This is a genomic window from Marinobacter sp. C2H3, assembly GCF_037080155.1.
GTDB lineage: Bacteria > Pseudomonadota > Gammaproteobacteria > Pseudomonadales > Oleiphilaceae > Marinobacter.
The window spans coordinates 479451-502296 of the sequence record NZ_JBBBNZ010000003.1 but is presented as its reverse complement, the minus strand read 5'-3'; the positions used below and the strand labels follow the sequence as shown (position 1 = coordinate 502296).

The following is a 22846-nucleotide window of genomic DNA, read 5'->3' as shown; positions in this document are numbered from 1 at the left end:
GTCTGAGACCAAGCACCCCCTTCCTGTGCTGACATCCCTCTTATTCTGATGGGTTCCTCGACCCCTTGACTCCGTATCTTGGTACGGGGCCTATCCTTGAATAGTGACCTCATTTCATCAAGGGGATACGTCATGAATACGGCTGCGACAACCGCTGACGAAGGCACCCGGCCCTGGAGTCTGGAATCCACGGCGGAGCCCTATATTCAGCGGGTCAAGGCCCATATCGGTGGGCTGCACTGCTCGCTGTGCACCGGTACGATTGAAAGCGCGCTGGGCAAAAAGCCTGGGGTTCGTCGGGTCGCGGTGAGCCTGACCCACGAGCAGGCGCTCGTGGAGTTCGACGCCCGGGAGAACAGCGCCGAGGCCCTGATGGGCACCTTGCAGCAGATCGGCTATACCCTGAGCGACCCGCGCAAGGTAGAGCCCTTTGAGCGCCAGGAGCAGGCTTTGGCGGCTGAGCGCAATCGATTTGTGGTTGCCCTGGCCATGAGCCTGGCAGCGGTCGGTTTGATTGTGGATTTTACCTCGGCCTGGACTTTCGGGCTTTCCGCGCTGGTGTACGTCAGCCTGGTCCTGTTCGGCTTCGCGGTGTTGCGCGGCCAGGGTAAGTCAGCCGCGCTCACGGGCACGGCTTTGTTGGCGGCAGGCGGACTGGCATTCCTTGCGCTACGTACCGCCGGCGTTTTGGGCGGCTATGAGCCGTTGGCCGTCGGTGTGCTGGCACTGGGTATGGTGTTTGGCGTGGCACGGCAAATGCTGAACATGGCCTTTCAGGCGCTACGCCGTGGGATCCTGAATCAGCACGTACTGGTCGAAATCGGTGCCTTCGCCGGCTTGGCTGGCGGCGCCATCGGTCTGATCGCTTCTCCTGAAAACTACCCCACCGCGGCGTTTTTCGCCGTCTCGGTCATGGTGCTGACTTACCACCTGTTCTCCGAATGGCTGTCGCTGATCGTGAAGACCCGCAGTTCGCAGTCGGTCAAGCGCTTGCTGGATTTGCAGCCGGAGACGGCGCGTGTAGTCATGGAGGGCGGTGAACGGGACCTGCTGGCGGACCAGGTTGAGATTGGTATGCGGGTAAGGATCCGTCCGGGAGAGCGCATTCCCCTGGACGGCGAGGTGATCGAAGGCCGCTCGGCGGTGGACGAGTCGCTGATTACGGGCGAGCCGCTGCCGGTGGAGAAAACCACCGGAGATACTGTGGTGGGTGGCTCCATCAATAACTCCGGCACCCTTGTGGTCCGGGTCACGGCGATTGGCAGCGAAAGTTTCCTCCAGCAAGTGATCAGCAGCATTGAGGATGCCCGTGCGCTCAAGCCGGGATTGCTGCATCTGGTGGACCGTGTGCTGCAGGTCTACACGCCGGTCGTGTTGATCATATCGGCGCTGGCCTTCGCGTTCTGGACGGTCGGCCCCGTCCTGATCGGCAGCGAGCCGGCCCTGGAGCGGGCCGTGTTCGCCGCCTTGACCGTGCTGGTCATGGGTTATCCCTGCGCGGTGGGTATTTCCGCGCCCCTGTCCATCGTGCGTGGCGCTGGCGAAGCGGCGGACAAGGGTGTGCTGATGCGCACGGGAGAGGCCTTCCAGGCCCTGCGCAAGGTAAACAAAGTGGTGTTCGACAAGACCGGCACCCTCACCGAAGGCCGTCCCGCAGTGCGTGCCATGAACAGCGTGGATGGCGACGACGATGGACTGCTGGCGCTGGCGGCAGCCGTGGAAGTGGCCTCCGAGCATCCACTCGGGCGGGCGGTGGTTGAAGCCGCGCTCGAAAGGAACTTGGACTTCCCCGAGGTTGCCGACTTTCAGGCCGAATCCGGCCGTGGTGTCACCGCGCAGGTGGATGGCAAACAGGTGCTGGTGGGTAGCCCACGTTTTGCCGAAGCGGCCGGCGTGGAAATGACGCCCGTTGCCGGGGCCGTGGAAGCGGATGAGGCCCAGGGCCGGACGGTGATCGTGGTGGCCCGCGACGGGCACTTACTGGGCACCCTCGCGCTCGGGGACGCCCTGCGCCCTGATGCCGCCGACACCGTGGCCAGGTTGCAGGGGATGGGCATCCACACCGCGATGGTGACCGGCGACAATGAACGCACGGCCCGTCACATCGCGCATCACCTGGGTATCGACGAAGTTTACGCCAGCGTGCTGCCCGGGGAGAAGGCGGACCGGCTGCGCACCACCATGCAGCAGGACCACCGGATCGCCATGGTCGGCGACGGTATCAACGACGCCCCCGCCCTGATGCAGGCGGACGTGGGCATTGCCATGGGTGGTGGCACCGACATCGCCATTGATGCCGCCGACATCATCATTCTCAACAGCCGGGTGGGTGCCGTGGTGACCGCAATAGACATTAGCCGTTGGGGCTATCGCAAGATGCTCCAGAACGTCAGTCTGGCCTTTGTCTTCAACGGCATTGGTATCCCGCTGGCCAGCACGGGGCTGATTTATCCAGTCTGGGCGATGGTGGCTATGGCAGCCAGCGTGACGGCCATTTTCATCAATTCGCTCTGGCAACGCCCTGCGCTGTTTTTCGACACTATCGCCAGTGTTGGCGATTGAGCGTTGGGCTCGAACGATACAGTTCCAAATGTCCTAAATAATAGGGTGTTACCAAGGTCGGGAGGAATCGTGAGCAAAATAGTTTGGCGCGTAACATACGGAGTAACGGGTTTTGCTGTTGCCATTCTTGTAACCGCCTGTAGTTCGGGCGCCATTAACTGGAACCAGCAACCACCATACACACTGGAGCAAACCTGGGGCGAAAAAGGCAGCGCCCCGGGGCAGTTCAACAACCCGATCGGCATTGCGGTCACGGATACCGAGGTCTTCGTGTCGGATGCGCGCAACGGGCGCATCCAGGTGTTCGATCATTCCGGGCAGTTCAAACGGTCATTCGGCACGCCCGGCGACGGTGTCGGCGAACTCGGGCGACCGATGAACCTGACCATTCACAACGACAAGCTCTATGTGCCCGAGTACATGAACGACCGGATTCAGGTGTTCAGCCTCGCTGGTGAATCTCTGGCCGTGATTGGTGGACCAGGCTCAGGGCCGGGCCAGTTCAATGCGCCGGGGGGCGGGCATCGGCAAAGGTTATGGTCGCTTTGAAGAGGACGGAGGCACGCAGACAGGCCGCACCCCGACCACACTCTCCAGCAAGTACCGTTTCTGGAGAAATGACATGCCGGGCGCACAGGGGTCAGCGGCCGTTCTGGGCCGCGTCATTCTGGATGACGGCGAGGTGGGTCACCACGACGCCAGTCGCGAGGGCGAAGATTATTTGGTAGGACTCACCTATGGGTATGAAGGGCGCAAGTGGTATCGCTGGGCCTCCATCCGACACCGTTTTAACCGCGACGCCGCCAACGGGTTCGAGCGCCCGGATAAAACAAAAGTCGATCTGGTCGGCGGTATTCGTTTTACCCCCACAGAATATCGCGAGCCAGACTGGGTCTGGATGCTGGAGCTTAATTATGAACGTTTCGAGCGCACGAACGAGGTTGTTGATGGCACTTCGCGTGAATTGGGCGGAGATCAGCTTTTTCTGTCCCCTGGATTGATGTGGACTTACCGCAACTTTGCGGCCAAGGCCGGTGTTCAGGCAGGAATTTACGAGGATTTTCCAACAGGTCAGGAGGCGGACGACTATCGCGCTTTGATCGAACTGGAATGGCATCTGTAACTTCAGAGGAGTGATTGATATGCGGACACTGTTATCTGTGATTTTTTTGATGGCACTGGCATTACCTGCCTGGTCAGCCGAATTCCGATACGAGCTAAGCGTTGACGGTTTGGCTTGTCCTTACTGCGCTTATGGTATCGAGAAAAAAATACTGTCCGTACAAGGAGTAGAGAATGACAGCCTCGATATCCAACTGAATGAAGGATTGGTTGTTTTCAACGCAGACACCGACAAACAAATCAGCGAAGACTCGCTGAAAGAACTGGTGAATGACGCCGGCTTTACGTTGCGCGGCCTGGAAACTCGGGCCCTCGAAGACGAGGCCCGCTGATCGGATCGTGATCGTTAGTTGTCGGGCTAGCGTGGGAGGACTCTGCAAACCCGGAACAGAATGGTCGACCATCCCGTCCCGTTGAGACGCGTGTATTCACCCGAAAGACCCGATTGACCAGGGGCTCGGTAATAACCTCTCCGGGACTGCCGATGATTTCGAGCTGGCCATTGGCCAGCACCGCAATCCGGTCGGCAAACTGGGCGGCCTGATTCAGGTCATGCAAGGACATCACCACCGTGAGACCGTGTTCGCGATTCAGCGTGGATAACAACTCCAGCACTTCCAGCTGATAGCCCCAGTCAAGAAACGTGGTAGGTTCGTCCAGCAGCAGAACGTCGGTTTCCTGGGCCAGGGCCATGGCAACCCATACCCGCTGCTGTTGCCCGCCGGACAGCGCTTCAACCGGGCGCTCAGCGAGATCCGTAACGCCCGTCATGGCCATGGCGTCTTGGATTGCGTGTTCGTCAGTGGTGAGATTTCGCTGCCACCATTTCCGATGAGGGAAGCGGCCTAGTGACACCAGATCCCGGACCCGGATACCCTCGGGCACAATCGGCTTCTGGGGCAGCATGGCGAGCCTTAGGGCCAGTTTACCCCGGTGCCATTGGTCAACTGGCTGATCGTCCAGGTAAACCTGACCTGACTGGGGGAGCAACAGGCCAGCGAAACTTTTCAGCAAGGTACTCTTGCCCGAGCCATTGGGGCCGAGCAGACAGGTAATGCCACCCTCGGGAATAATCAGCGAGACGTTGTCTACAACCGTTTTGTCGTCATAAGCCAGCGAGAGAGACTCGGTTCGTAACATGGTGAAGGGGTCCGGCTTCAGGGTTGACGCGATAACAGATACAAAAAGAAAGGTACGCCAAGGACGGCGGAAACGACGCCCACGGGCACTTCATAAGGTGTGAACAGCGTTCGGCCCAGTAAATCCGCCAGTACTGCCAGCACCGCGCCCAATAGTACACACAACACCAGCTGCACCGGAAGGTTGGCGCCGGCCAGCCGGCGGCTGATGTGGGGGATTAGCAGGCCAATGAAACCAACGGGGCCCACCACGCCGACCGCGCTGGCCGCCAGCAGGGTGGCAATCAGCAGAGCAAAGGTACGCCAGCGGTTCAGGCCCAGGCCCAGCGCACGTGAGTGTTGGTCGTCGAGTTGCATCACATTCAGTGGACGTATGAGCAGAACCACACCGATCAGCCCAATGAGTGTCCATGGAAGCAACGTGTGCAGGTGTTGCCACTCGCTACCATACAGCGAGCCGGCCAGCCATTGGGCCACCAGCTCGGTATGGGCGTGGCCCCAGAACGCCAGGGCACCGGTGGTCAGCGCGTGCAACATGCCGGCAATGACCGCGCCGGTCAGCGTCATTTTCACCGGCGAAAGCTGGCCGTGGCGCATGCCGAGGCAAAACACTGCAAGCGCCGTCACCAGTCCCCCGGCCATCGCAAACAGTGGCTGGTATTGAAGGGCAAAGGAGGTATTGCTGTAGGGATTCTCACTGGACACCAGCCAATCGCCAATGATGAAGGCTATGACGGCTACAAGACTGGCGCCGGCGGAGATGCCGAGAATGCCGGCTTCGGCCAGGGGATTGCGGCTGAGCAACTGCAACAGCCATCCCGACAGGGCGAAGTGAATACCGATAAGGGCGCCGGTCAGGGTGCGGGGCAGCCGCAGTTCGAAGACGACTCTCTGCACGTGTTGCGAGCTGTCTCCGGTGAGCCCCGCCCAGACCTGGGACCAGCTCAGGTCCACCGCCCCCAGTTGAACGCCCGCGATAATGACAACAACCAGGCTGAGCCCGCCGGCCAGAAACAGCCTGGCGACAGAACTGGCACCTGAAGGCCGGCTGCCGCGGCGGCTTGCCCGGGTTGGTGTCGTCGCCGGATGGGTCACGTTATGCACTCCTCGGTGAGGTTCGCGCATTGAGCAGGTAGATCAGCCATGGGGCTCCGATAAGGGCGGTCAGCATACCGACGGGTAATTCCTGGGGGAAGGCCAGTTGCCGTGCCAGGATATCGGCTGCGAGCAGCAAGAGTCCTCCAAACAGAGCGCTCAGAGGTAGCCAGTGCTGAATCTGATCGCCCGCCAGTCGCCGGGCGATGTGTGGCGCCACCAGGCCAATAAACACGATCGGACCGGTGAAGGCGACCAGCGCGGCCGCCAGTAGCAATGCCAGTAGCAAAAAAGTCAGGCGCCAGCGACCGACGGCCAGCCCCATGGCCAGCGCCAGATCGTCGTCCAACTGCAACACACGGAAGGGGCGCTGCATGACCAACAGGGCACCAAGCGGTAGCAGCAGCCAGGGCAGTACCATCTGGAGCTGGAGCCAGCCTCGCCCCATCAGGCTGCCCGCCAGCCAATAGTAGAGTTCGGCCGCCTCCGCCCCGGATACCAGCAAAAGGCCGGTAGTCAGTGCCGTTGCCAGCGAGGTGACGGCGATGCCGGCGAGTACCACGCGCTCGGGTTGGAGCCTCCTTCGCCCGGCGATGGCAAAGGTCAGAGCGCCCCCGAGCAGGCCCCCGCCCAGTGCCATCAGCGGCAGCCACATGGCACCCGGTGAACTCAGGGCTCGAAGTGACACCACCGCCAGGGCGGCGGACGCAATCACACCGGTCAGGCCGGGCGATGCCAGGGAGTTCCGGGTAACGCCTTGCATGACGGCCCCGGCAACCCCAAGCGCGGCACCGCCGAGGATGCCGAGCAGGTTGCGGGGCATTCGCAACTCCAGCACGGTAATGCGCGTCAGCAGGTCGCTGGTGCCATCAACCGCTGACAGCAGCCGGGCCGGCGACACCCACTGGGGGCCCGCCATCAAACCCACGAAGAACAGCAACACGAGAAACAGCAGTGTCGCTCCATAGAGTGTGTGGGGGCGTGTGGTCGGAGCGCTACCGATCATTTGCCGGATTCCGTTGCCAGCAACAGACGTTGGATGTCATCAAGAATGCGCTCCCGGGCGATGGGTCCGGCGCCTTCTTTCCAGTAATGCGGCACTTCGTAGACCTGGCCGGTGCTTACCGCCTTGAGATAGAGCCAGATCGGATTCATCGTGAACGCCCGCTGCCGACTGGTGGGTAACAGGAGAATGGTATCCGGATTGAGTGTCAGCAGGGCCTCAAGGCTGATCCGGTAGCCCAGAGGGATGCCACTGTCGGGATTGGGTGGCTTGCCACCGACATTGTCGAAGCCCAGTTGTTCAAGCAGAGCAGTGGGCAGAAAGTGGTCGTAGTAGACAAAGGGCGTTTCACTGCCGCTGGTCAGCAGTGCCACGGTCCCCATGGGCTTGTCATGTTTGCGCTCCGCGAGTGATTGAACGTGTTCGAGGAACCGGTCGTTGAGTGCCTCCGCTTTGGTCGGCTTTCCGAGCGCCTTGCCTGCCAGCTCGACCGCCCGCAGGCTGTCCTCGACCGTTATCAGGTCCAGAGCCAGAAGCGGTGCGATGGCTTCGATCTGATCACCGTCCTTCTCGGTATAGCGGCGGATGGCGATCACAAGATCCGGCCGGACCGACGACAGCACTTCCAGATTGGGCTGGTGTCGCGGTCCGAGACCCCGAACACCGCTTAACTGTGACGCCAGGTAATCGGGCACCCCCTGGAGTCCATAGTCGGTGACCGCGACCGGCGCTGTTCCCAGCGCCAGTGCGACATCCGCACCGAAAGTCGAAATCGCCGCGGGCCGGGTTGCCGCAGCAGGCAACCGCAGGGTTTCCCCGCGGTCATCCGCCAGCCGGATGGTGTGGTTGTCCGCCCAGCCCGATGCAGGCGAAAGCAGGACAACCAGCAGGCTCGTTGCAATCCGTTTCCGCAGTGAAGCCATCAGAAGTCCAGCTGGGCCTCGAGGATAAAGCTTCGGCCTGGCTGGGGCACACGACCAACCGGGCTCACGTCCACGCCCCGGAAGTAGTAATCCTCATCCAGCAGGTTGTTGACCGCCAGGCCGAGGTTCAGCACACGATCACCGCCTAACACGAAGTCGCGACCGACCCGGGCAGTCACCAGGTGGTAATCCGGCAACTCTCCGGCACTGCCATTGCTGGTTTCCTCTTCAGTGTTGTCGGCATCGCTGTAGCTTTTGCTCACGTACACCCAGTTCACGCTGGCGTCCCAGGCCTGGTAGGTGTAGACCGCATCGGCGCTGACTTTATGGGTGGGTGCGTTGGGCAGCTCGTTGCCTTCGTTGTCACCGCTCAACTGTTCGGTATCCAGGAAGGTGTAACCCAGGCCCAGTTCCCACTGGCTGTTGAGGTGCCAGCGGTTTGCCAGTTCGATACCCTGGTGGCGGGTTTCGCCCAGGTTCTCGAAACGACTGGTCGAACGGTTGAACTGAATCTGATCCTCGTAGTCGATGCGGAACAGTGTGGCGGAAGAGAACAGGTCCGGTGTGACCTGCAGGCGTGCGCCCAGCTCATGGTTCCAGGCGGTTTCATTGGCCACGGCACCTTCTCGGGTGGTCTGGGCAATCTGGACCGGCACCAGGGAACGCTGGCTGTTGGCAAAGACAAACAGATCATCAGACGCCTGGTAGCCCACGGTCAGGCCCGGCAGCAGCTCCTCCGCGTTGTTTTCCTCGGTGTTGCCACTGAGGTTGTCGCGGAAATCCATATCGACGTCTTCGTAACGCAGGCCCGGTGTTACTGTCAGGCGGTCATCCAGGAAGGACACGGTATCGCTGACATAGAAGGCCGCGGCCCGGGTGTCCAGGTGCCAGTCGCGCGCCACGGAACGATTACCTGAGGAAAACTCCAGGCGATTGACGTCGAACTCCACATCCTCACTGACAAATTGCGCGCCCAGGGTAATATCGTGACGACCATGACGAATAGCGAGTCTGGGCTCCGTGCCCAGTACGGTAAACAATCGTGGCGAATCCGCAACGTGGGTGGAGTCCAGGCCCGGGTCGAACACATTGCCGGTGCCGCTGAGGTTCTGGCCGAAGAAGAAGGTGCGGTCGGCATCGTGTACGAAGTTGCGCCACTGGAATTCCACGCTGTCCGCCGGCGTGTACGTCCAGGTGAAGGTAGCGCGGGTCATGTCCGCTTCGTAGCCATCGTGTGGGCGCTGGCTCTGGGTGCGGTCCTGCTCGTAGGCTTGCGGTGTCAGGGCGCCAGGCAGTTCGGCGTCGACGCGGTAGTATTGTAGCTGCGAGGCCAGTTCGTTCTTGTCGTTCAGATAGTAGCGGGCATCCAGGATCAGGTTATCCACTTTGGTATCGGAGTGGTCGCGAAAGCCGTCGCCCCGCTGGACGTTGGCCTGAAACTGCAGGTCCAGCTTGTCGGTCGCGCGTCCGCCGACCCGGTAATAGGTATCGGTAAAGACGTTGCCGGTCTCTTCGGCAATGGTTACCCGTTCACGAAGGGTCTGGGAGGTTTCCGCCGGAATCGGCTTGGTAACGAAGTTGACCACGCCACCCACGTTGTTGGGCCCGTAATGAACCGAGGCGCCCCCACGAACAATATCCACAACTTCCAGGCTCGGAAGGGTAACGGGGAAGAGCGACACGCCGACGTTGCTGTAGGGGCCGATGGCAATCGGGTAACCGTCCAGCAGAATCTGAAGTCGTTCACTGCGCAACGGATTCAGGCCACGCACACCGATATTGGGGAGAATGCCCGTGCCGGTTTCGTCAAGCACGGTAACACCGGGTACCGGGCGCAGGGCGTCCTCCAGGTTCAGAGCACCGGTATCCTGAAGCTCCTCTTCCTCCACCACCGTGCGGGCCCCTGTGTAGGTTCTTTCGGACGCCTCTGTCGGCGGCCCCAGCCAGTCTGCGGTGACGTTCAGTCCCGGAAGCAGGGCAGCAGCCTCAGCCTGCTCCTGTGCCACGGCGCCGGGTGCGATGCCCATGGCCAGCAGGGAGACGGGGAGCATGGCGATGGCTACAGACAAAGGGTGGCGCTTTAGTGGCGTTGAAACTTCAAACTTCGACATTGTGTTCTCCAGCACGTGTTTAATTTTAGTGCGCATTGTACTGATAATAATTCGCATTACAATTATGTCAGATTGTCCCACGGGTCAATCGGCTGTCCGGTTACTCGATGAAAACTTCGTTTGGGTGGGGATGCATCAGAAAGGCCTGATGGGAGATGTTCCAGGCGTAGGCCCCGGCGTGGTGGAAGACCACCAGATCGCCAATTCCGAGCGAGTCGACCTCAACCCGGCGGGCAAAGACATCCTTGGGTGTGCACAGTTGGCCAACCAGGGTGACAGGGTTGCCTTTGACGCCAGGTGATTCGAAGGTTGTCTCGGAAGCAGGCAATACCTTAAATGGATGATTGTGCGCCTGCGCCGCAGGGGTCCGGAAGTGGTGTGTCCCTCCCCGGCAAATCGCAAACCATTCGTCGCCACAGCGTTTGACATCCAGGACTTCGCCAACATAGAAGCCGCAGGGGGCGGTGATGAAACGGCCACATTCGAACCGGATGGTCCAGGCCCGATCCGAGTGAGCTTGAAGCAGCTCGTCGAGACCGGCACAAAACCCTGGCCAGTCAAATTGCTGATCGGGCTGTGTATAGTTAATCCCGATTCCTCCACCGACATTGATCTCGGCAAGGTTCAGGTCGTACGTCGTTTCCCAGGCGCGAACCGACTCCAGGTAGTGCCTTATCAACGCAAGATGACGTTTCTCGTCGAGCTGGTGTGACATCAGGTGAAAGTGAAAGCCACGCAGCCTGACCCGGTTCTGCTTCGCCAGCAATGCCAGTGCTTCTGGTATACAGGCTTCCTCCATGCCAAACGGCGTGGGCACGCCGCCCATGGTAAGCCGTGTGGAGGGTGTTTCGGCAAGTTCGAGATTGATGCGCAGCAGAATGTCCTGATGGGTCTGTTTTCGGTCGGCGATGTCACACAGGCGCCGTAATTCCAGCAGGCTTTCCACATGGATCCGTTCAACCTTCTGATCAATAGCCTTTTCGAGGTCCGATGCCAGTTTGCCGGGGCCGCCAAAAATTACCGGCGTGGTCGGGAAATGACGACGCACCCAGTCCAGTTCTCCACCCGACGCTACTTCAAAGCCCCGTACAAAGGGGGCCAAGGCGCCGAGCACCGGCAATGCCGGATTCGCCTTGGCGGCATAAAACATGTCACAGCCGGCCGGCAAGCACTCGACAATGCCCTTTATCCGGTTGCGGAGTCCGGGCAGGTCATACACATAGGCGCACAGCGGGTCGCTTTCACTGCGCTTGAGCGCGTGGATGGCCTGCTGAACGGAGGCAGGTACGTCAGGCATGGCACAGCTCCTCCATGGTCGCCACGGTGATAGGCATCGTCAGCGCCAGCGGGTTGGGTACCCGGGTGTACTGTGACTCACGGTCCGGGCGCTTGAACAGTCGAGTCATCAGGTTACTTTTGTTGGGAATCGGGTCGCCCTCCAGAAGCCTGCCGAGAACATCCGTGGCCCATGGGTCGTCGGTCTCTTCCAGCCAGTCGCGCACGACTCCGGCGAGTGCCTGCCATAACCGGCGTTCAATAGACTTGTCTCCCCCGCAGAGGCAGGCTACGGCCTGGAACAGGTGATTGACCAACAGGCAGTATGCGATCCGTTTCCAGGCTTTGTCCTGACTGTAATGAACCGACGCCAGTGTTTGTTCATCGAGGGTATCCGGCAGTTGTCCCGACCATCGGCCGGGCACGAGCTTCGTTCCCTCCAGGTCACGAACAAACACCTGGACGGGATACCCCTCCCGAATGCCCACAACCACGTTTTGAAGATGTGGTTCAAAGACCACGCCATGATGGAACAGCGACTCGAAGATCGGTGGGATCAGCAAGGCGAGGTACTGCTCGAACCACGCCAGTCTGGCATCCAAAACGGTGAGCCGTTCTGCAACTCCCAGGGTATCGGCAGCTTCGGTGGCCGGGCAGCGACCGAAACGGTCTTCGCTGAAGAGCGCTGCGGCCAGCAATGGTGTGACACCAGGTTCGAGGTACGATTCGATACTGTCTCGCATAATGACGCCGAATCCCTCTGCTATGGTGCGGCGATCAGGCTCTGGGTGATCAGTAAAATCAACCGTCTGGTAGCCGGGCTCATACAGCAGCCTGAACCCGCGCCAACGGGCCAGTGACGGGGCAAGATAGGTCTTGAGTGCGGCGGAGAGGGCTACAGCACTCTCCAATTCATAGACCGCGTTTTTCCGGATGCAGTTGGTCAGTCGGACGTGGGTTGAAAATTTGAGGAAGTAGGGGCTGCCGGGCTGGTACAGCGTGCGAACCGATGCGGTCGGGTAGAATCGTTGACCGGCCTGGCCCAGGGGCAGAAGGCGCCCGGAACGGATACCACTGCGGATGACGGGCTGGCGCATGAGGAAGCGTGCCTGCCAGGGGTGTACAGGAACCGCGACCCAACCGTCGGGCACATCCAGCCCGATGTCCGGACCGGAGGCTGAAACTGGCCCGGCAATGTCACCCCGGGTGCGAAGATCGTCCGGATGAACCGAGAAATAATAGAGAGCAAACCCCGCGCCCATTTCCGGGGAATATTGCAGGATATCCTCCGGGTCGAACCCTTCCCTGGATTTTGGTGCCGGGTGGTAACGGTGCCCGAAACTCAGGGATTGCTCAGACCAGCGGAAAGCCTCCAGCCCCTGCCCCCAATCGGCGGGAACGCGGGTGTATTCGAGAATGCTCCGCATGACGTTCCGGCTGAGAAGAATCTGTCGGTAGAGCTCGCTGTTGAAGGGTTCATTGAAGCGCCGTGCCATTTGATGGAGCAGGATCCGGCCCAATTGCTCCAGCCCCAGGACCCGCCAGCCCCTGAGCGCGGATTTGTAGTATGGCGCAGACAGGTAGCGGTAGTTGCACGTTCGTGAGTCTCCTGCAACCAGAACCAGAAGGGCATCTTCGGAATCGGGGAACCCGATGTGCAGCACACTGGCAGGCTCCAGCGCCAGGCGAACCCGGAGCCCCTGCGGCCAGGACCAGTTCCTTTCGCCGTCCTGAACCGACAGCTCCCCGGAGGGTTCGGCAATATCCCGACAATAACAATTCAGCAGGGCCTCCATGCTGGCCTGGTCGGCCTGATAGTCGCAGTGCTGATCCCTGAAATAATGATGTGAAGCTGTTATGGGCATGGCTTTATTCCTCTTTCAAGCGTTCATGATGGTCGATGGCGGGGGTGTTGGCCCGGTAGGAGTTCAGGGTGACGGTAAGAAGGGTCACCACAGCGCCCAGCCAGAGTGGCGCGGTCTGGTTGCTCATCCCCGCGGCGACCCCCGCGAGTACACCAGCTGCGACACCGGCCCATTTACCAGCGCTGTCAAGGGCGCCAAAGCTTTGGCCAGCATTTTCCGTTCGTGTGAGACGTGCGGTTTCGGCGTTGAGGGCAAAAAGACAGGTCGTCATGCCCAGCCCCATGACCAATCGTCCGGCGAGAATGGCGGCCGTTGTTCCGGCCGTCGCCTGAATAACGTAGGACAGTGCGAACAGTGCCAGGCCCGCGGGCAAGGTCAACGGGTTACCGAAAAACACGCTTCGTCGCAGTGGGCTGACCAGAATAATCAGGTAGATGGCATGAGGGAGGCTGTAGAGAACTCCGGCCATCGCAGCGGTGCTGCCCGTTCGTTCCTGGGTCCAGGGAATGAAGTAGGGAAAACTGGCCACCAATGCGAAATTGAAACCGAAGTAAAGTAACCGCAATCGCAGCCAACTAGCGGATGCCGAAACCCTTTCACGGGAATGTTTCTGGCCACCAGACCCACCCGAAACCGGATCTGGCGGGGCAAGCTTCCATACCAGCAGTGCCGACAGAAGCGGCAGGATGGCCATGTAGAGGTACAGACGCTGGGCTGGGACCCAGGTCATGAAAAAACCGAAAATGATGGGCGCCAGTATCATGGCCGACCTGGCCGAGCCCTGCATCCAGTTCAGTGACTGGGTCAGGTTTTGACCGCGAGCAACGGTGGAAAGGTACGCGCTCGATGCGGCAAAGGTTCCACCCAGAAAGCCCTGAACCATCAGTGCCATGGCAAAGGTGACCACGCCCGGCGCCAATCCGGCGACTACGAAGGCCACGGCCAGACCAATCTGGGCACGCAGCAGCGACCAGCGGCGGCCGAAACGGTCCGCTATCCTTCCCCAGAACGGCGCCGCCAGCGCCGTGCAAACCGTCGGGATAATATAGAACCAGCCCACCCAAACGGTGTGTTCAACCGCAAATGTGTCGGTCAGGATCAGCCCAAAAAATGGTGGCATCCCCAGCGCCACCAGGGCCGCGGTAAAGTGGCTGAGCAGGACCACCGGCAGAACGGACTGGCTCATGATCCGTTCCTGAGAAAGTTCGGGGCCAGCTTACCGTAGAATTTATTGATGTCAGCGGCGCCGGTGCGGGACTTGCTTTCCAGGCTGCCAGCCCTGAGAAGATACTTGGTGTAAAGCTGGCGATCCTCCAGCAGCACCTTGCGCGCTGGCTGGGTATTGACTCCGAGGTCGTCAAGCTGATCGAGGACGCAGATCACCTCCTCACGAAGCACCCTATACCAGTGGGCCCTTGATCCGAGCCCCCGTGCGGACAGGCCCTCAAGAATGACCGCCAGGTTCAGTTGCAGGGTGATGGTGGTAAACATCTGCGCCAGGGGTGTTTCATCATTGACCAGGATGCGTTGATCCCGGAGTTGCGCCACTTTTGACTCGATGGACGGCAACTGTCCGCATAGCCTGTCTGGCCACAGCCTGGGGGCGTCGTTATCCTTGAAAAGCAGCTGCGGTGGCTGCCCCGGAGTGAGCACCACCATGGAGTTCTGCTGGTTGGATTCCAGTGCAATGCCGTAGACAAGCCACAGTCGCAGGTGCACCGTCAGCGTCAAGGCAACGTACTGGCGCACCCACTCTGTCAGGTCGCCACGATTGAACTCGTCCGCCATCATTTGGGCAACGCAGCGACCGTCCGGGCTGTCGGCTAACAGGGAGGCAACGGGCACAATCTGCTGCTGGTCGGAAAACCCGCAAAACCGGCGCACAATACAGCCCAGCCAGGGCAGATCGCCAACGTGCAGGCCTGAGGATTCGTCGGTTACAGAAAAGGTCCCTTTAAGGACCGGGTCCTTGCCGGCTATCTCCTGCAGGATTTTCTGAACCGTATGACCATCATAAAGTGTGCTCGGTTTGACCGTTCGAATGTTCCGGTTGCCCAGTGTGCGAATGGTCAAAGGGACTTTCACGTGGACCTCCGGCGCGGCCTCAACCTGGAGGGTTCGTACCGACAGTGTTGGCTGAACCCAAAGCGCAGGCGCTGGCGCACGGATGACCCTGGCACCGATGTCTGTGTTCGACAGATAGTCACTCAGCGCGGTGTCCCAGAGATGAGGATGCACCGGCAACAAGTGGTGGCTGTCAGCAAGCTGGTTATCCAGCCCTACCTCGCTGAAATCCGGCCAGCAACCCGGGAGCTCGCCCACCGCAGTGACTTTCGAGCCGGGGACGGCAAGCCACCGTAACCGGAAACGCGGGGCAAATTCAGGCGCGTACGCCGCCAGTGCCGCCTCATCAAAGCCACTCTTGGCGCGGGCACTGGGGTAAAACGGATGATCGAGGAAGGCCGCGAGGCGATCGAAGTGGAGCACGCGTTCGGATAGCCGGGGAAAATCCTTCCAGCTTTGCCCCTGATGGCGGATTTCGTCAAACCACCTGGACCGCTCCTCGTAGCAGAAGGAGGCGTGAGACTCCGCCGTTCTGCACTCATCGGCATAGATCTCCAACTGCTCCCCGGAGTCGTCGTGTTCCTCCGCGGTGAGGCAGGCCAGAACCTGTTCGTAGTGATTCACTTCCGACACGCTTCCGACCTGACCTGCGGGCTGCCAGATGAGTGCGTCGCCACTCCACTGCCAACGCTGCATGAAGGTTGCCGGATGGACCGGCAACCACAGGATGCCCTGTGCCAGCGTCCACCGTAACCAGGTGGCCGGCGTTCCCGGGGAGCCGGGCACGCTGTCCACCCCAACTGCCTGAGAATCACTCTGGCAGCCGGCCACATCTTCGCGGATCAGGGCATCGACCAGCCTCCGGGTCAGATACTGCCCGGGGTCTGTTGAAGACAGAGCGGTGTTCCTGGTCATCAACCTATCTCCCACTCTGCTTCAAGATCGGTGGCCCATTCGGCCAACGTATCCTTCACCCGGGCGGGATCGCTCGAAAACAACCGCAACACACCCAGGTAGTCTTTGTTTGAATGAGTCAGTCGGACGTCATCGCCCACTTTCCTCAAAGGCTCGAACTCGGCAATGCCGTCACCGCATGGCTCCCTGCGTTCAGGAGCTGAACGGCGAACCCGTCCGCTGGCAGAGGCACTGAGATAGCGTATCTGCGCCGTCTGGGTGGGGGGGGATAATTCAAGAGGGTTGCCAATATGGGCCTGAAGGATGGCATGGAACAGTCCATGATTCGTCATGCGGTCAAGCAGGAATTCGCGGCCATCCCCCACCGTTCGGTAATTGATCTCGATAAGTCTTGGCCCAGTGGCGGTGATCACAAATTCGGAATGGCAGGCGCCAAGGCCCACACCGAAGTGCCGTACCTGCCTGAACATTTCCTGTAGGTGAGGACTGTCCGGCTGGTAGGGCACCCACGCCGCTTCAAGTTCGACGAAATGGGGAGGCTCGGAAAGCCGCACTTCAAATCCTCCGAGCGCAAACAGGCTGTTTCCGTCGCCAATGGTCTCCAGAGTGTGAACAGGGCCTGAAAGAAACTCTTCCAGCAGCAAGGGTTGCCCGGGTTGTTCCTGCCAGAACTGATCACAGAACGATTGCAGTTGCGCAGCGTTGTCCAGGCGCCTGACGTTGAGGCTGGCAACCCCCTCCCGGGGCTTGGCAATACACGGGAAGGGAACGTCGTCGATCACCTTCCCCAGGGATGTCTGATCATTCACAGCCCTGAACCAGCATGCGCCATCATCGAGCGCTTTCAGATACTGGCGCATGGCGGCCTTGTTTTTTGCCCGGTAACAGGTTTGCCAGTCTTTGCCCGGCAGATTCAGGTAGGCTGCGGCCAGAGCGGTCACCGTCTGCAGGTGATCGCTGTTGGAAAACACGCCCACGGGGGCCGGGAGTTCTGAGAGAAGATCGAGAACAGACAGCGGATTAAATACATCACACTGGAGAATCTGTTCCGGATAGGCGGGAAGGTCCGGTTGACTGAAATAGTGGTGATGAGTCGCCGCCTGGTCTGTCAGCAGGATCACTTTCAGCCCCATCGACTGGGCTGCAGGCAGGAATCCCCGATTCACGGCTGGCGTTGGAACATGAGCAAGAAAAAGAACGGTATCGCGCATTGGAAAACTCTTGTCAGGCTTGAATAAGAATGGTTGCCTCAGTACGAGCTCGGCTCGGTACGGCAGGTCGCAAGGTGAGACTTGAGAAACTTGAAGAGCAGACTGCGGTCTTCTCCCAGGAGAAAGGCTCTTGCTCCCCACGCCTGCCATTCCGTTAATTGCTCAGGACTTCGTGGCAAGGCGCAAAATTCCACAGGACGCCCGCGGCAACTCGCTGCCAGTTCCGCGATCGCGTGATTGACAGACGAATGGAACGGGTCACCAGGGCAGCCTAGTGATTGCGACAGATCGACCGCTCCCGGAAGCACCCAGTCAACACCGGGAACACCCAGGATGGCTTCGCGGTTGTCGATGCCTTCCTGATCCTCAATCATGAGCACAATGAGGACTTCCTGGTTGGCCTGCCTGAGGTAGTCTTTCAGCGGGAGGGTTCCGAAACCTGTTGTCCTGCCGCCGGTAATTCCACGTTGCCCCGCAGGCGCGTACCGCGCCATCTGAACAACGTCGCGCGCCTCTTCGGCATTACGGATACGGGGAACAACAATTCCCTGAGCACCACTGTCCAGAGCCCGGGTAATGGCAGCACGATCAACCCCCGGCACCCGCACCAGGGGTGTGACGGAGGCGCACTCGGCGGCGCGGATCATGTGCTCTAGGGACTCAGGGTTGGTGGACATGTGTTCCGTGTCCAGGATGACAAAGTCATAGCCGGCATGGCCGATCATTTCGATCATCCATGGCGTTGGTACTGCGTTCAGAAGGCCATATGCCGCATCGCCTCTGGTGATCTTTTCGCGCGTACGATTTGTGTTAAGCACTGCACTCTCCGTGTTGTAATTGTATATAACGATAATCGTTTGCATTATCATTTGCAAAACATGCGCATGGACGTCAATGTGTGAGCGTATGTGCGGGGACATTGGGCGCCGGATGTGAGGTCAAAGCTGATATGGTTGGGCGCACAAGCGTGGCAGAAAGGTTAGATCTCGTTGGAACAGTGTTGGCGCCGAAAAGCCGAAGCCACTCCAGTCGGGTGATGCGGTCTCGTTCCGATGTTTTTTAGGTATTGCCTATATTTTGAAGGGCTTCAGTTGTTACGTGCGTGATGGTCAATGCTGGAACCCTGATCGTTGTCACTACCAGGGAGGGGCGTTATTGAGGATCGGGATGGTTTTGAGCGGAGTCAGAGACGCTTAGGAGGGCTTTTTCCCGGAGCTTTGCCGCACAAGCGCTTCCGCGACGCGTTTGCTAACCCGGTTAAGCAGCTCATCATCAGCACCGCCTGAAGAGTGGGCACGCAGCAATCGGTTGCTCTCTTGCAGGTTGCCGATAAACCTCCGACAGTGCCGGCACATCATCAGGTGCAGCTTGACGGACAGCCGTTTGCTGCCATTTAGGTTGCCGTCGAGGTAGTCGCTGGCGATGCAGGCAACGTCTTTGCACATTAACATTCGCCGGTCTCCTGGAAAGTCTCCACCATGAGGAAGATCTTTTGCCTTGCCCTGTGTAGCAGCACCCGAAGGTTAGAGGCGCTGACACCCAGAATGTTACAGACGTCGTCGGATCGGTGCTGGTGAGCTTCATACAGTATCAGGGCAGAGCGCTGGGTTTCCGGCAGCGCAGACAGATGTTTGTCCAGGCAGTCGCTCAGGGCACCGTTCTCCATCAGCGTGTCTGCCGATTCATGAAACCGCAGTTTCGGGGGCAGCTCCCAGCGTCCATGGGCGTTGAAACGGCTGGCGAGGCCTGGCTCCAGTGGTTCGGAAAAATCCATGGCCACTTCCCGGTTAGCGTTTCGCACGCGATTCTTGCAGCGGTTAGCGACAATGCGCTGTAGCCAGGTGTTCAGGCTTGATCGGCCTTCGAAGGTATGGATCGCGTCGATGACGGTGACCCAGCAGTCCTGCACCACGTCTTCAGCGCTGGATGGGTCCAGGTAAAACCGAGCCACCGCGAGCATGCCGGGGGAGTGCGCGCGGACTGCCGTCTGATAGGCTTTGGCGTCTCCCTGTCTGAGGCCGTCGATCAGTGTAGCTTCCTGGTCCTTGAAGTCTGCGGTGTCCATGGCGTATGCCTTTCGTTGATGGCTGTCGGCAGTGGCTTTTTGTCGCTTTATTTCGCGGAAAGTTCCATGGTCCCCGGTACCTGAGTATAAACGATAAAGAGCATTTTCCGGTCGGCGTGTAACATTGGACCAGTGATCGTGTCTTGACCATACCAGCGTATGGCTTTTACACCTCTGACAGGCGTACCTATGAATCGCAACAAAGTGCTACTGCTTCTGATTATCGCGGCCATCGTCGGCGGCTTCCTCGGCCTTGGCGGGGGCGACCTGCTGACCCTGGACAACCTCCAGGCCAACCAGCGGGCGCTGGGCCAGTGGATTGATCAGCACCTGCTGTTGGCGGTGGGCGCATACGCCGCCGTCTACATCGTCGTGACGGCGCTGTCGCTGCCGGGCGCGACCATCATGACTTTGGCGGGCGGCGCCTTCTTCGGCAATGTGTACGGACTGGTCGCCGTGTCCCTGGCGTCCACCGCTGGCGCTTCCCTGGCCTTCCTGGCCGCCCGCTTCCTGGTGCGGGACACCCTGCGCCGGCGCTACGGGGAAACCGTGGCGAGAATGGACCGGGGCATCGAGAAGGACGGTGCATTTTACCTCGCTACCCTGCGCCTGGTGCCGGTGTTCCCGTTCTTCCTCATCAACCTGGCCATGGGCCTGACGGCCATGAAGCTGCGCACCTACGCGCTGGTGAGCTGGGTCGCCATGCTGCCAGGCACGTTCATCTACGTGAACGCCGGTACCCAGCTGGGGCAGCTTGAGTCGATGGGCGATATCCTGTCCCCAGATCTGCTGCTGTCGCTGGCTCTGCTGGGCCTGTTCCCATTGATCGCCAAATTCCTCGTGGCCTTTCTGCGACGCCGCAAAGTCTACGCCGGCTGGCAGAAGCCCGCCCATTTTGACTACAACCTGTTGGTGATTGGCGGCGGCTCCGCCGGGCTGGTGTCCGCCTACATTGCCGCCGCCGTCAAGGCAAAGGTGGCGCTGATTGAGAAACACAAAATGGGCGGGGACTGCCTGAACACCGGCTGTGTACCGTCCAAGGCGCTGATCCGCACGGCGAAAGCGGCGGACACCCTGCGCCACGCCAGCCGCTACGGCCTGGAATCGGTGCCGGTGAAAGGCTCGTTCCGAAACATCATGAACCGGGTTCAGGCGGTGATCGCGAAGGTGGAGCCCCACGATTCCCCGGAGCGCTACGAAAAACTCGGGGTGGACTGCATCGCCGGTGAGGCCAGCTTCGTATCGCCCTGGGAAGTCGAGGTAAAACACCCCGATGGCCGAACCGAGCGCCTGACCGCCCGGAGTATCGTGATTGCCACCGGCGGTAAGCCGGCGATGCCGCCGGTGTCGGGCCTCGAGGCGATGCAGCCGTTGACCTCGGAGAACCTCTGGGCGCTGGAAGAGCAACCCAGGCGCCTATTGGTGTTGGGCGGCGGCCCGATCGGCTGCGAGCTGGCCGAGGCGTTTGCCCGGCTGGGCAGCGAGGTGACCCAGGTGGAAATGGGCGACCGCCTGCTGCCGCGGGAAGACGCCGAGGTGTCCGAGCGGGTGCTCAAGCAGTTCCAGGCGGATGGGGTGGACGTTCGCCTGCAGCACGCGGCGGTAGCATTCGCCTGGGAGGACGGGGAAAAGGTCGCTTACTGCGAGCACCAGGGTGAACGGGTGCGGATCGTCTTTGATGACGTGCTTGTGGCGGTGGGCCGGGCCGCCAACACAGCGGGCCTGAACCTGGAACGCCTTGGTATTGAGGTTCGCAAGAACGGCACGGTTCCGGTGGAGGACGACATGAGCGTGCGCTTCCCGAACGTGTTCGCCTGCGGCGATGTCGCCGGCCCTTACCAATTTACTCACGCGGCGGCCCATCAGGCCTGGTACGCGGCGGTGAACGGACTGTTTGGCACCTTCAAGCGGTTCAAGGTGGACTACCGGGTGATGCCCTGGGTGACGTTCACGTCGCCGGAGGTGGCCCGGGTGGGCCTCAGCGAAGCGGAAGCGAAGGCACAGGGCGTGGCCTACGACGTCACCCACTACGGCTTGGACGACCTGGACCGGGCCATCGCCGACGGTGAGGACCACGGCGTTATCAAGGTGCTGACGGTGCCGGGAAAGGACCGTATTCTGGGGGCCGTGGTGGTGGGCAGCCAGGCCGCCGCGATTCTGGCGGAGTTTACGCTGGCCATGAAACACGGCCTGGGCCTGAACAAGATTCTGGGAACGATTCACCCCTACCCGACCTGGAACGAAGCGGCCAAATACGCCGCCGGGGAATGGAAGCGAGCCCACGCGCCGGAGGGCGTGCTGCGCTGGCTGGAAAAGCTGCACGGCTGGCGGCGAGGCGCGCCCCGTGGCCCGGCCCGGCACCCTGAGCCGGCCCGAAAGCAAGGGTAAGCGCCCGATATCGAAACCTGCAGGCAGGTTGCAACACCATCGCCGGAACGGTGTCTGCCACTGAGATCCGGTTTGATCGAATGAAGGAGCTGTTATGTCTCTGACCGAAGTCCGGGAGTCCCGAAAGCGCATTCCCGTGGTCGAGGTTCTGGAACCCCGGGCCCGGGACAGCTGGACCCACACCCGCAACGGCGACCCCCGGGGTTATATCGACTCCGATGCCTTGCGTGAGCTGTGGATTCACACCGGTACCGCGTGCAATCTCTCGTGCCCGTTCTGCCTGGAAGGCTCCCACCCTGGCGACGGGCGCATTCCGGGCATGAAGCTCAGTGACGTCGAGCCGTTCATCCACGAGGCGATGGATTTGGGGGTGGCGCAGTTTTCGTTCACCGGCGGCGAGCCGTTCGTGATCCGGGATTTCGTGAACATTCTGGATTACGCCAGCCGGCACCGCCCCTGTTTTGTGCTCACCAACGCCACTGAGCCGCTGCTCAAGCGCCGCCACCAGGTGTTGCCGCTGCTGGACAATCCGCACCCGATCCACTTTCGGGTGAGTCTCGATTTCCCGGATCGCGCCCGTCATGACAAGGACCGGGGCGAGGGCAGTTTTGACCAGGCGCTGGCGGGCATCGAGTGGCTGGTGTCCGTTGGGTTCAAGGTGTCCATCGCCCGCCAGACCGATCCCGGAGAGGATCCGGCGCAGGTTGAGGCGGCGTTCCGGGCGATTTTCCGGGATTGGGGCATTCCGGAGGATCTGGCGTTTACGGCGTTTCCGGATCTGGGTACGCCGGGGTCGGACGATGGCAGTCCGGAGGTGACGGAGACGTGCATGGAGAAGTATCCGTCCCGGGAGTCCCGCTCGCATTTCATGTGTACCTATACGCGGATGCTGGTGAAGCGGGGCGATCAGGTGCGGGTGTATGCCTGTACCTTGGTGGATGATGATCCGCAGTACGATCTGGGCGGGACGCTGGCGGAGAGTCTGGACGAGCGGATTATGTTGCGGCATCACCGGTGTTTTGCCTGTTATCGGTTTGGGGCTAGTTGTTCGGCGCCTGGGTGATTTTTTTGCCTTTTGTTTGGTGGGTTGGGAGTTGGCGGCCTGGGG

General features: G+C 60.5%; 19 protein-coding genes. 6 read left to right on the top strand and 13 right to left on the bottom strand.

What is annotated here, in order from left to right; genetic code table 11:
• Window positions 1-132 precede the first annotated feature (132 nt).
• From V3388_RS11630 to V3388_RS11615, 4 genes are all read left to right on the top strand, one after another.
• Window positions 133-2562, top strand: a complete 2430-nt coding sequence (locus tag V3388_RS11630; RefSeq protein WP_336367720.1) for a heavy metal translocating P-type ATPase — start codon at window positions 133-135, stop codon at window positions 2560-2562.
• A 69-nt stretch (window positions 2563-2631) separates the two neighbouring features.
• Window positions 2632-3111 (top strand): hypothetical protein, encoded by a 480-nt coding sequence (locus tag V3388_RS11625; protein ID WP_336367719.1) that lies wholly within the window; start codon window positions 2632-2634, stop codon window positions 3109-3111.
• Window positions 3112-3184: 73 nt separating this feature from the next.
• Window positions 3185-3685: a hypothetical protein gene (locus V3388_RS11620; RefSeq protein ID WP_336367718.1), complete on the top strand. Its 501-nt coding sequence runs from the start codon at window positions 3185-3187 to the stop codon at window positions 3683-3685.
• Window positions 3686-3704: 19 nt separating this feature from the next.
• On the top strand, window positions 3705-4016 hold the full coding sequence (locus V3388_RS11615) for a heavy-metal-associated domain-containing protein (RefSeq protein WP_336367717.1): 312 nt from the start codon (window positions 3705-3707) through the stop codon (window positions 4014-4016).
• Here the strand turns inward: V3388_RS11615 and V3388_RS11610 are convergent.
• The 13 genes from V3388_RS11610 to V3388_RS11550 form a co-directional block, all read right to left on the bottom strand.
• Window positions 3967-4824: an ABC transporter ATP-binding protein gene (locus V3388_RS11610; RefSeq protein WP_336367716.1), complete on the bottom strand. Its 858-nt coding sequence runs from the start codon at window positions 4822-4824 to the stop codon at window positions 3967-3969. The two genes, V3388_RS11615 and V3388_RS11610, sit on opposite strands and share 50 nt — an antisense overlap.
• A gap of 17 nt (window positions 4825-4841) precedes the next feature.
• Window positions 4842-5918, bottom strand: coding sequence for a FecCD family ABC transporter permease (locus V3388_RS11605; protein ID WP_336367715.1), 1077 nt, complete (start codon window positions 5916-5918; stop codon window positions 4842-4844).
• Window position 5919: 1 nt separating this feature from the next.
• Complete coding sequence (locus V3388_RS11600; protein ID WP_336367714.1) at window positions 5920-6924, bottom strand: FecCD family ABC transporter permease; 1005 nt, start codon at window positions 6922-6924, stop codon at window positions 5920-5922.
• The gene (locus V3388_RS11595) at window positions 6921-7844 is read right to left on the bottom strand and encodes an ABC transporter substrate-binding protein (RefSeq protein WP_336367713.1); all 924 of its coding nucleotides are present in this window, start codon (window positions 7842-7844) and stop codon (window positions 6921-6923) included. Before V3388_RS11595 ends, V3388_RS11600 begins: the two co-directional genes overlap by 4 nt.
• Window positions 7844-9955 carry a TonB-dependent receptor family protein gene (locus V3388_RS11590; protein ID WP_336367712.1) on the bottom strand — a complete coding sequence of 704 codons (2112 nt, stop codon included), beginning with the start codon at window positions 9953-9955 and terminating at the stop codon, window positions 7844-7846. The genes V3388_RS11595 and V3388_RS11590 overlap by 1 nt, the downstream gene beginning before the upstream one ends.
• A 100-nt stretch (window positions 9956-10055) precedes the next feature.
• Window positions 10056-11252 carry a type III PLP-dependent enzyme gene (locus tag V3388_RS11585; RefSeq protein WP_336367711.1) on the bottom strand — a complete coding sequence of 399 codons (1197 nt, stop codon included), beginning with the start codon at window positions 11250-11252 and terminating at the stop codon, window positions 10056-10058.
• The gene (locus V3388_RS11580) at window positions 11245-13095 is read right to left on the bottom strand and encodes an IucA/IucC family protein (protein ID WP_336367710.1); all 1851 of its coding nucleotides are present in this window, start codon (window positions 13093-13095) and stop codon (window positions 11245-11247) included. The genes V3388_RS11585 and V3388_RS11580 overlap by 8 nt, the downstream gene beginning before the upstream one ends.
• Before the next feature lie 4 nt (window positions 13096-13099).
• Window positions 13100-14281, bottom strand: a complete 1182-nt coding sequence (locus V3388_RS11575) for an MFS transporter (protein ID WP_336367709.1) — start codon at window positions 14279-14281, stop codon at window positions 13100-13102.
• On the bottom strand, window positions 14278-16074 hold the full coding sequence (locus V3388_RS11570) for an IucA/IucC family protein (protein ID WP_336367708.1): 1797 nt from the start codon (window positions 16072-16074) through the stop codon (window positions 14278-14280). Before V3388_RS11570 ends, V3388_RS11575 begins: the two co-directional genes overlap by 4 nt.
• Window positions 16074-17285: a hypothetical protein gene (locus tag V3388_RS11565; RefSeq protein WP_336367707.1), complete on the bottom strand. Its 1212-nt coding sequence runs from the start codon at window positions 17283-17285 to the stop codon at window positions 16074-16076. The genes V3388_RS11570 and V3388_RS11565 overlap by 1 nt, the downstream gene beginning before the upstream one ends.
• Window positions 17286-17323: 38 nt before the next feature.
• Window positions 17324-18148 (bottom strand): HpcH/HpaI aldolase family protein, encoded by an 825-nt coding sequence (locus tag V3388_RS11560; RefSeq protein ID WP_336367706.1) that lies wholly within the window; start codon window positions 18146-18148, stop codon window positions 17324-17326.
• A 330-nt stretch (window positions 18149-18478) separates the two neighbouring features.
• The gene (locus tag V3388_RS11555) at window positions 18479-18736 is read right to left on the bottom strand and encodes a zf-HC2 domain-containing protein (protein WP_336367705.1); all 258 of its coding nucleotides are present in this window, start codon (window positions 18734-18736) and stop codon (window positions 18479-18481) included.
• A complete protein-coding gene (locus tag V3388_RS11550) occupies window positions 18730-19350 on the bottom strand; it encodes an RNA polymerase sigma factor (RefSeq protein WP_336367704.1) in 621 nt (206 codons plus the stop codon). The genes V3388_RS11555 and V3388_RS11550 overlap by 7 nt, the downstream gene beginning before the upstream one ends.
• A gap of 189 nt (window positions 19351-19539) precedes the next feature.
• Between V3388_RS11550 and V3388_RS11545 the strand changes: the two genes are divergently transcribed.
• Together V3388_RS11545 and V3388_RS11540 are read left to right on the top strand one after the other, a co-directional pair.
• Window positions 19540-21738, top strand: a complete 2199-nt coding sequence (locus tag V3388_RS11545) for an FAD-dependent oxidoreductase (protein ID WP_336367703.1) — start codon at window positions 19540-19542, stop codon at window positions 21736-21738.
• Between the two features lie 94 nt (window positions 21739-21832).
• Window positions 21833-22801: a radical SAM protein gene (locus tag V3388_RS11540; protein WP_336367702.1), complete on the top strand. Its 969-nt coding sequence runs from the start codon at window positions 21833-21835 to the stop codon at window positions 22799-22801.
• The last annotated feature ends 45 nt before the right edge of the window (window positions 22802-22846 follow it).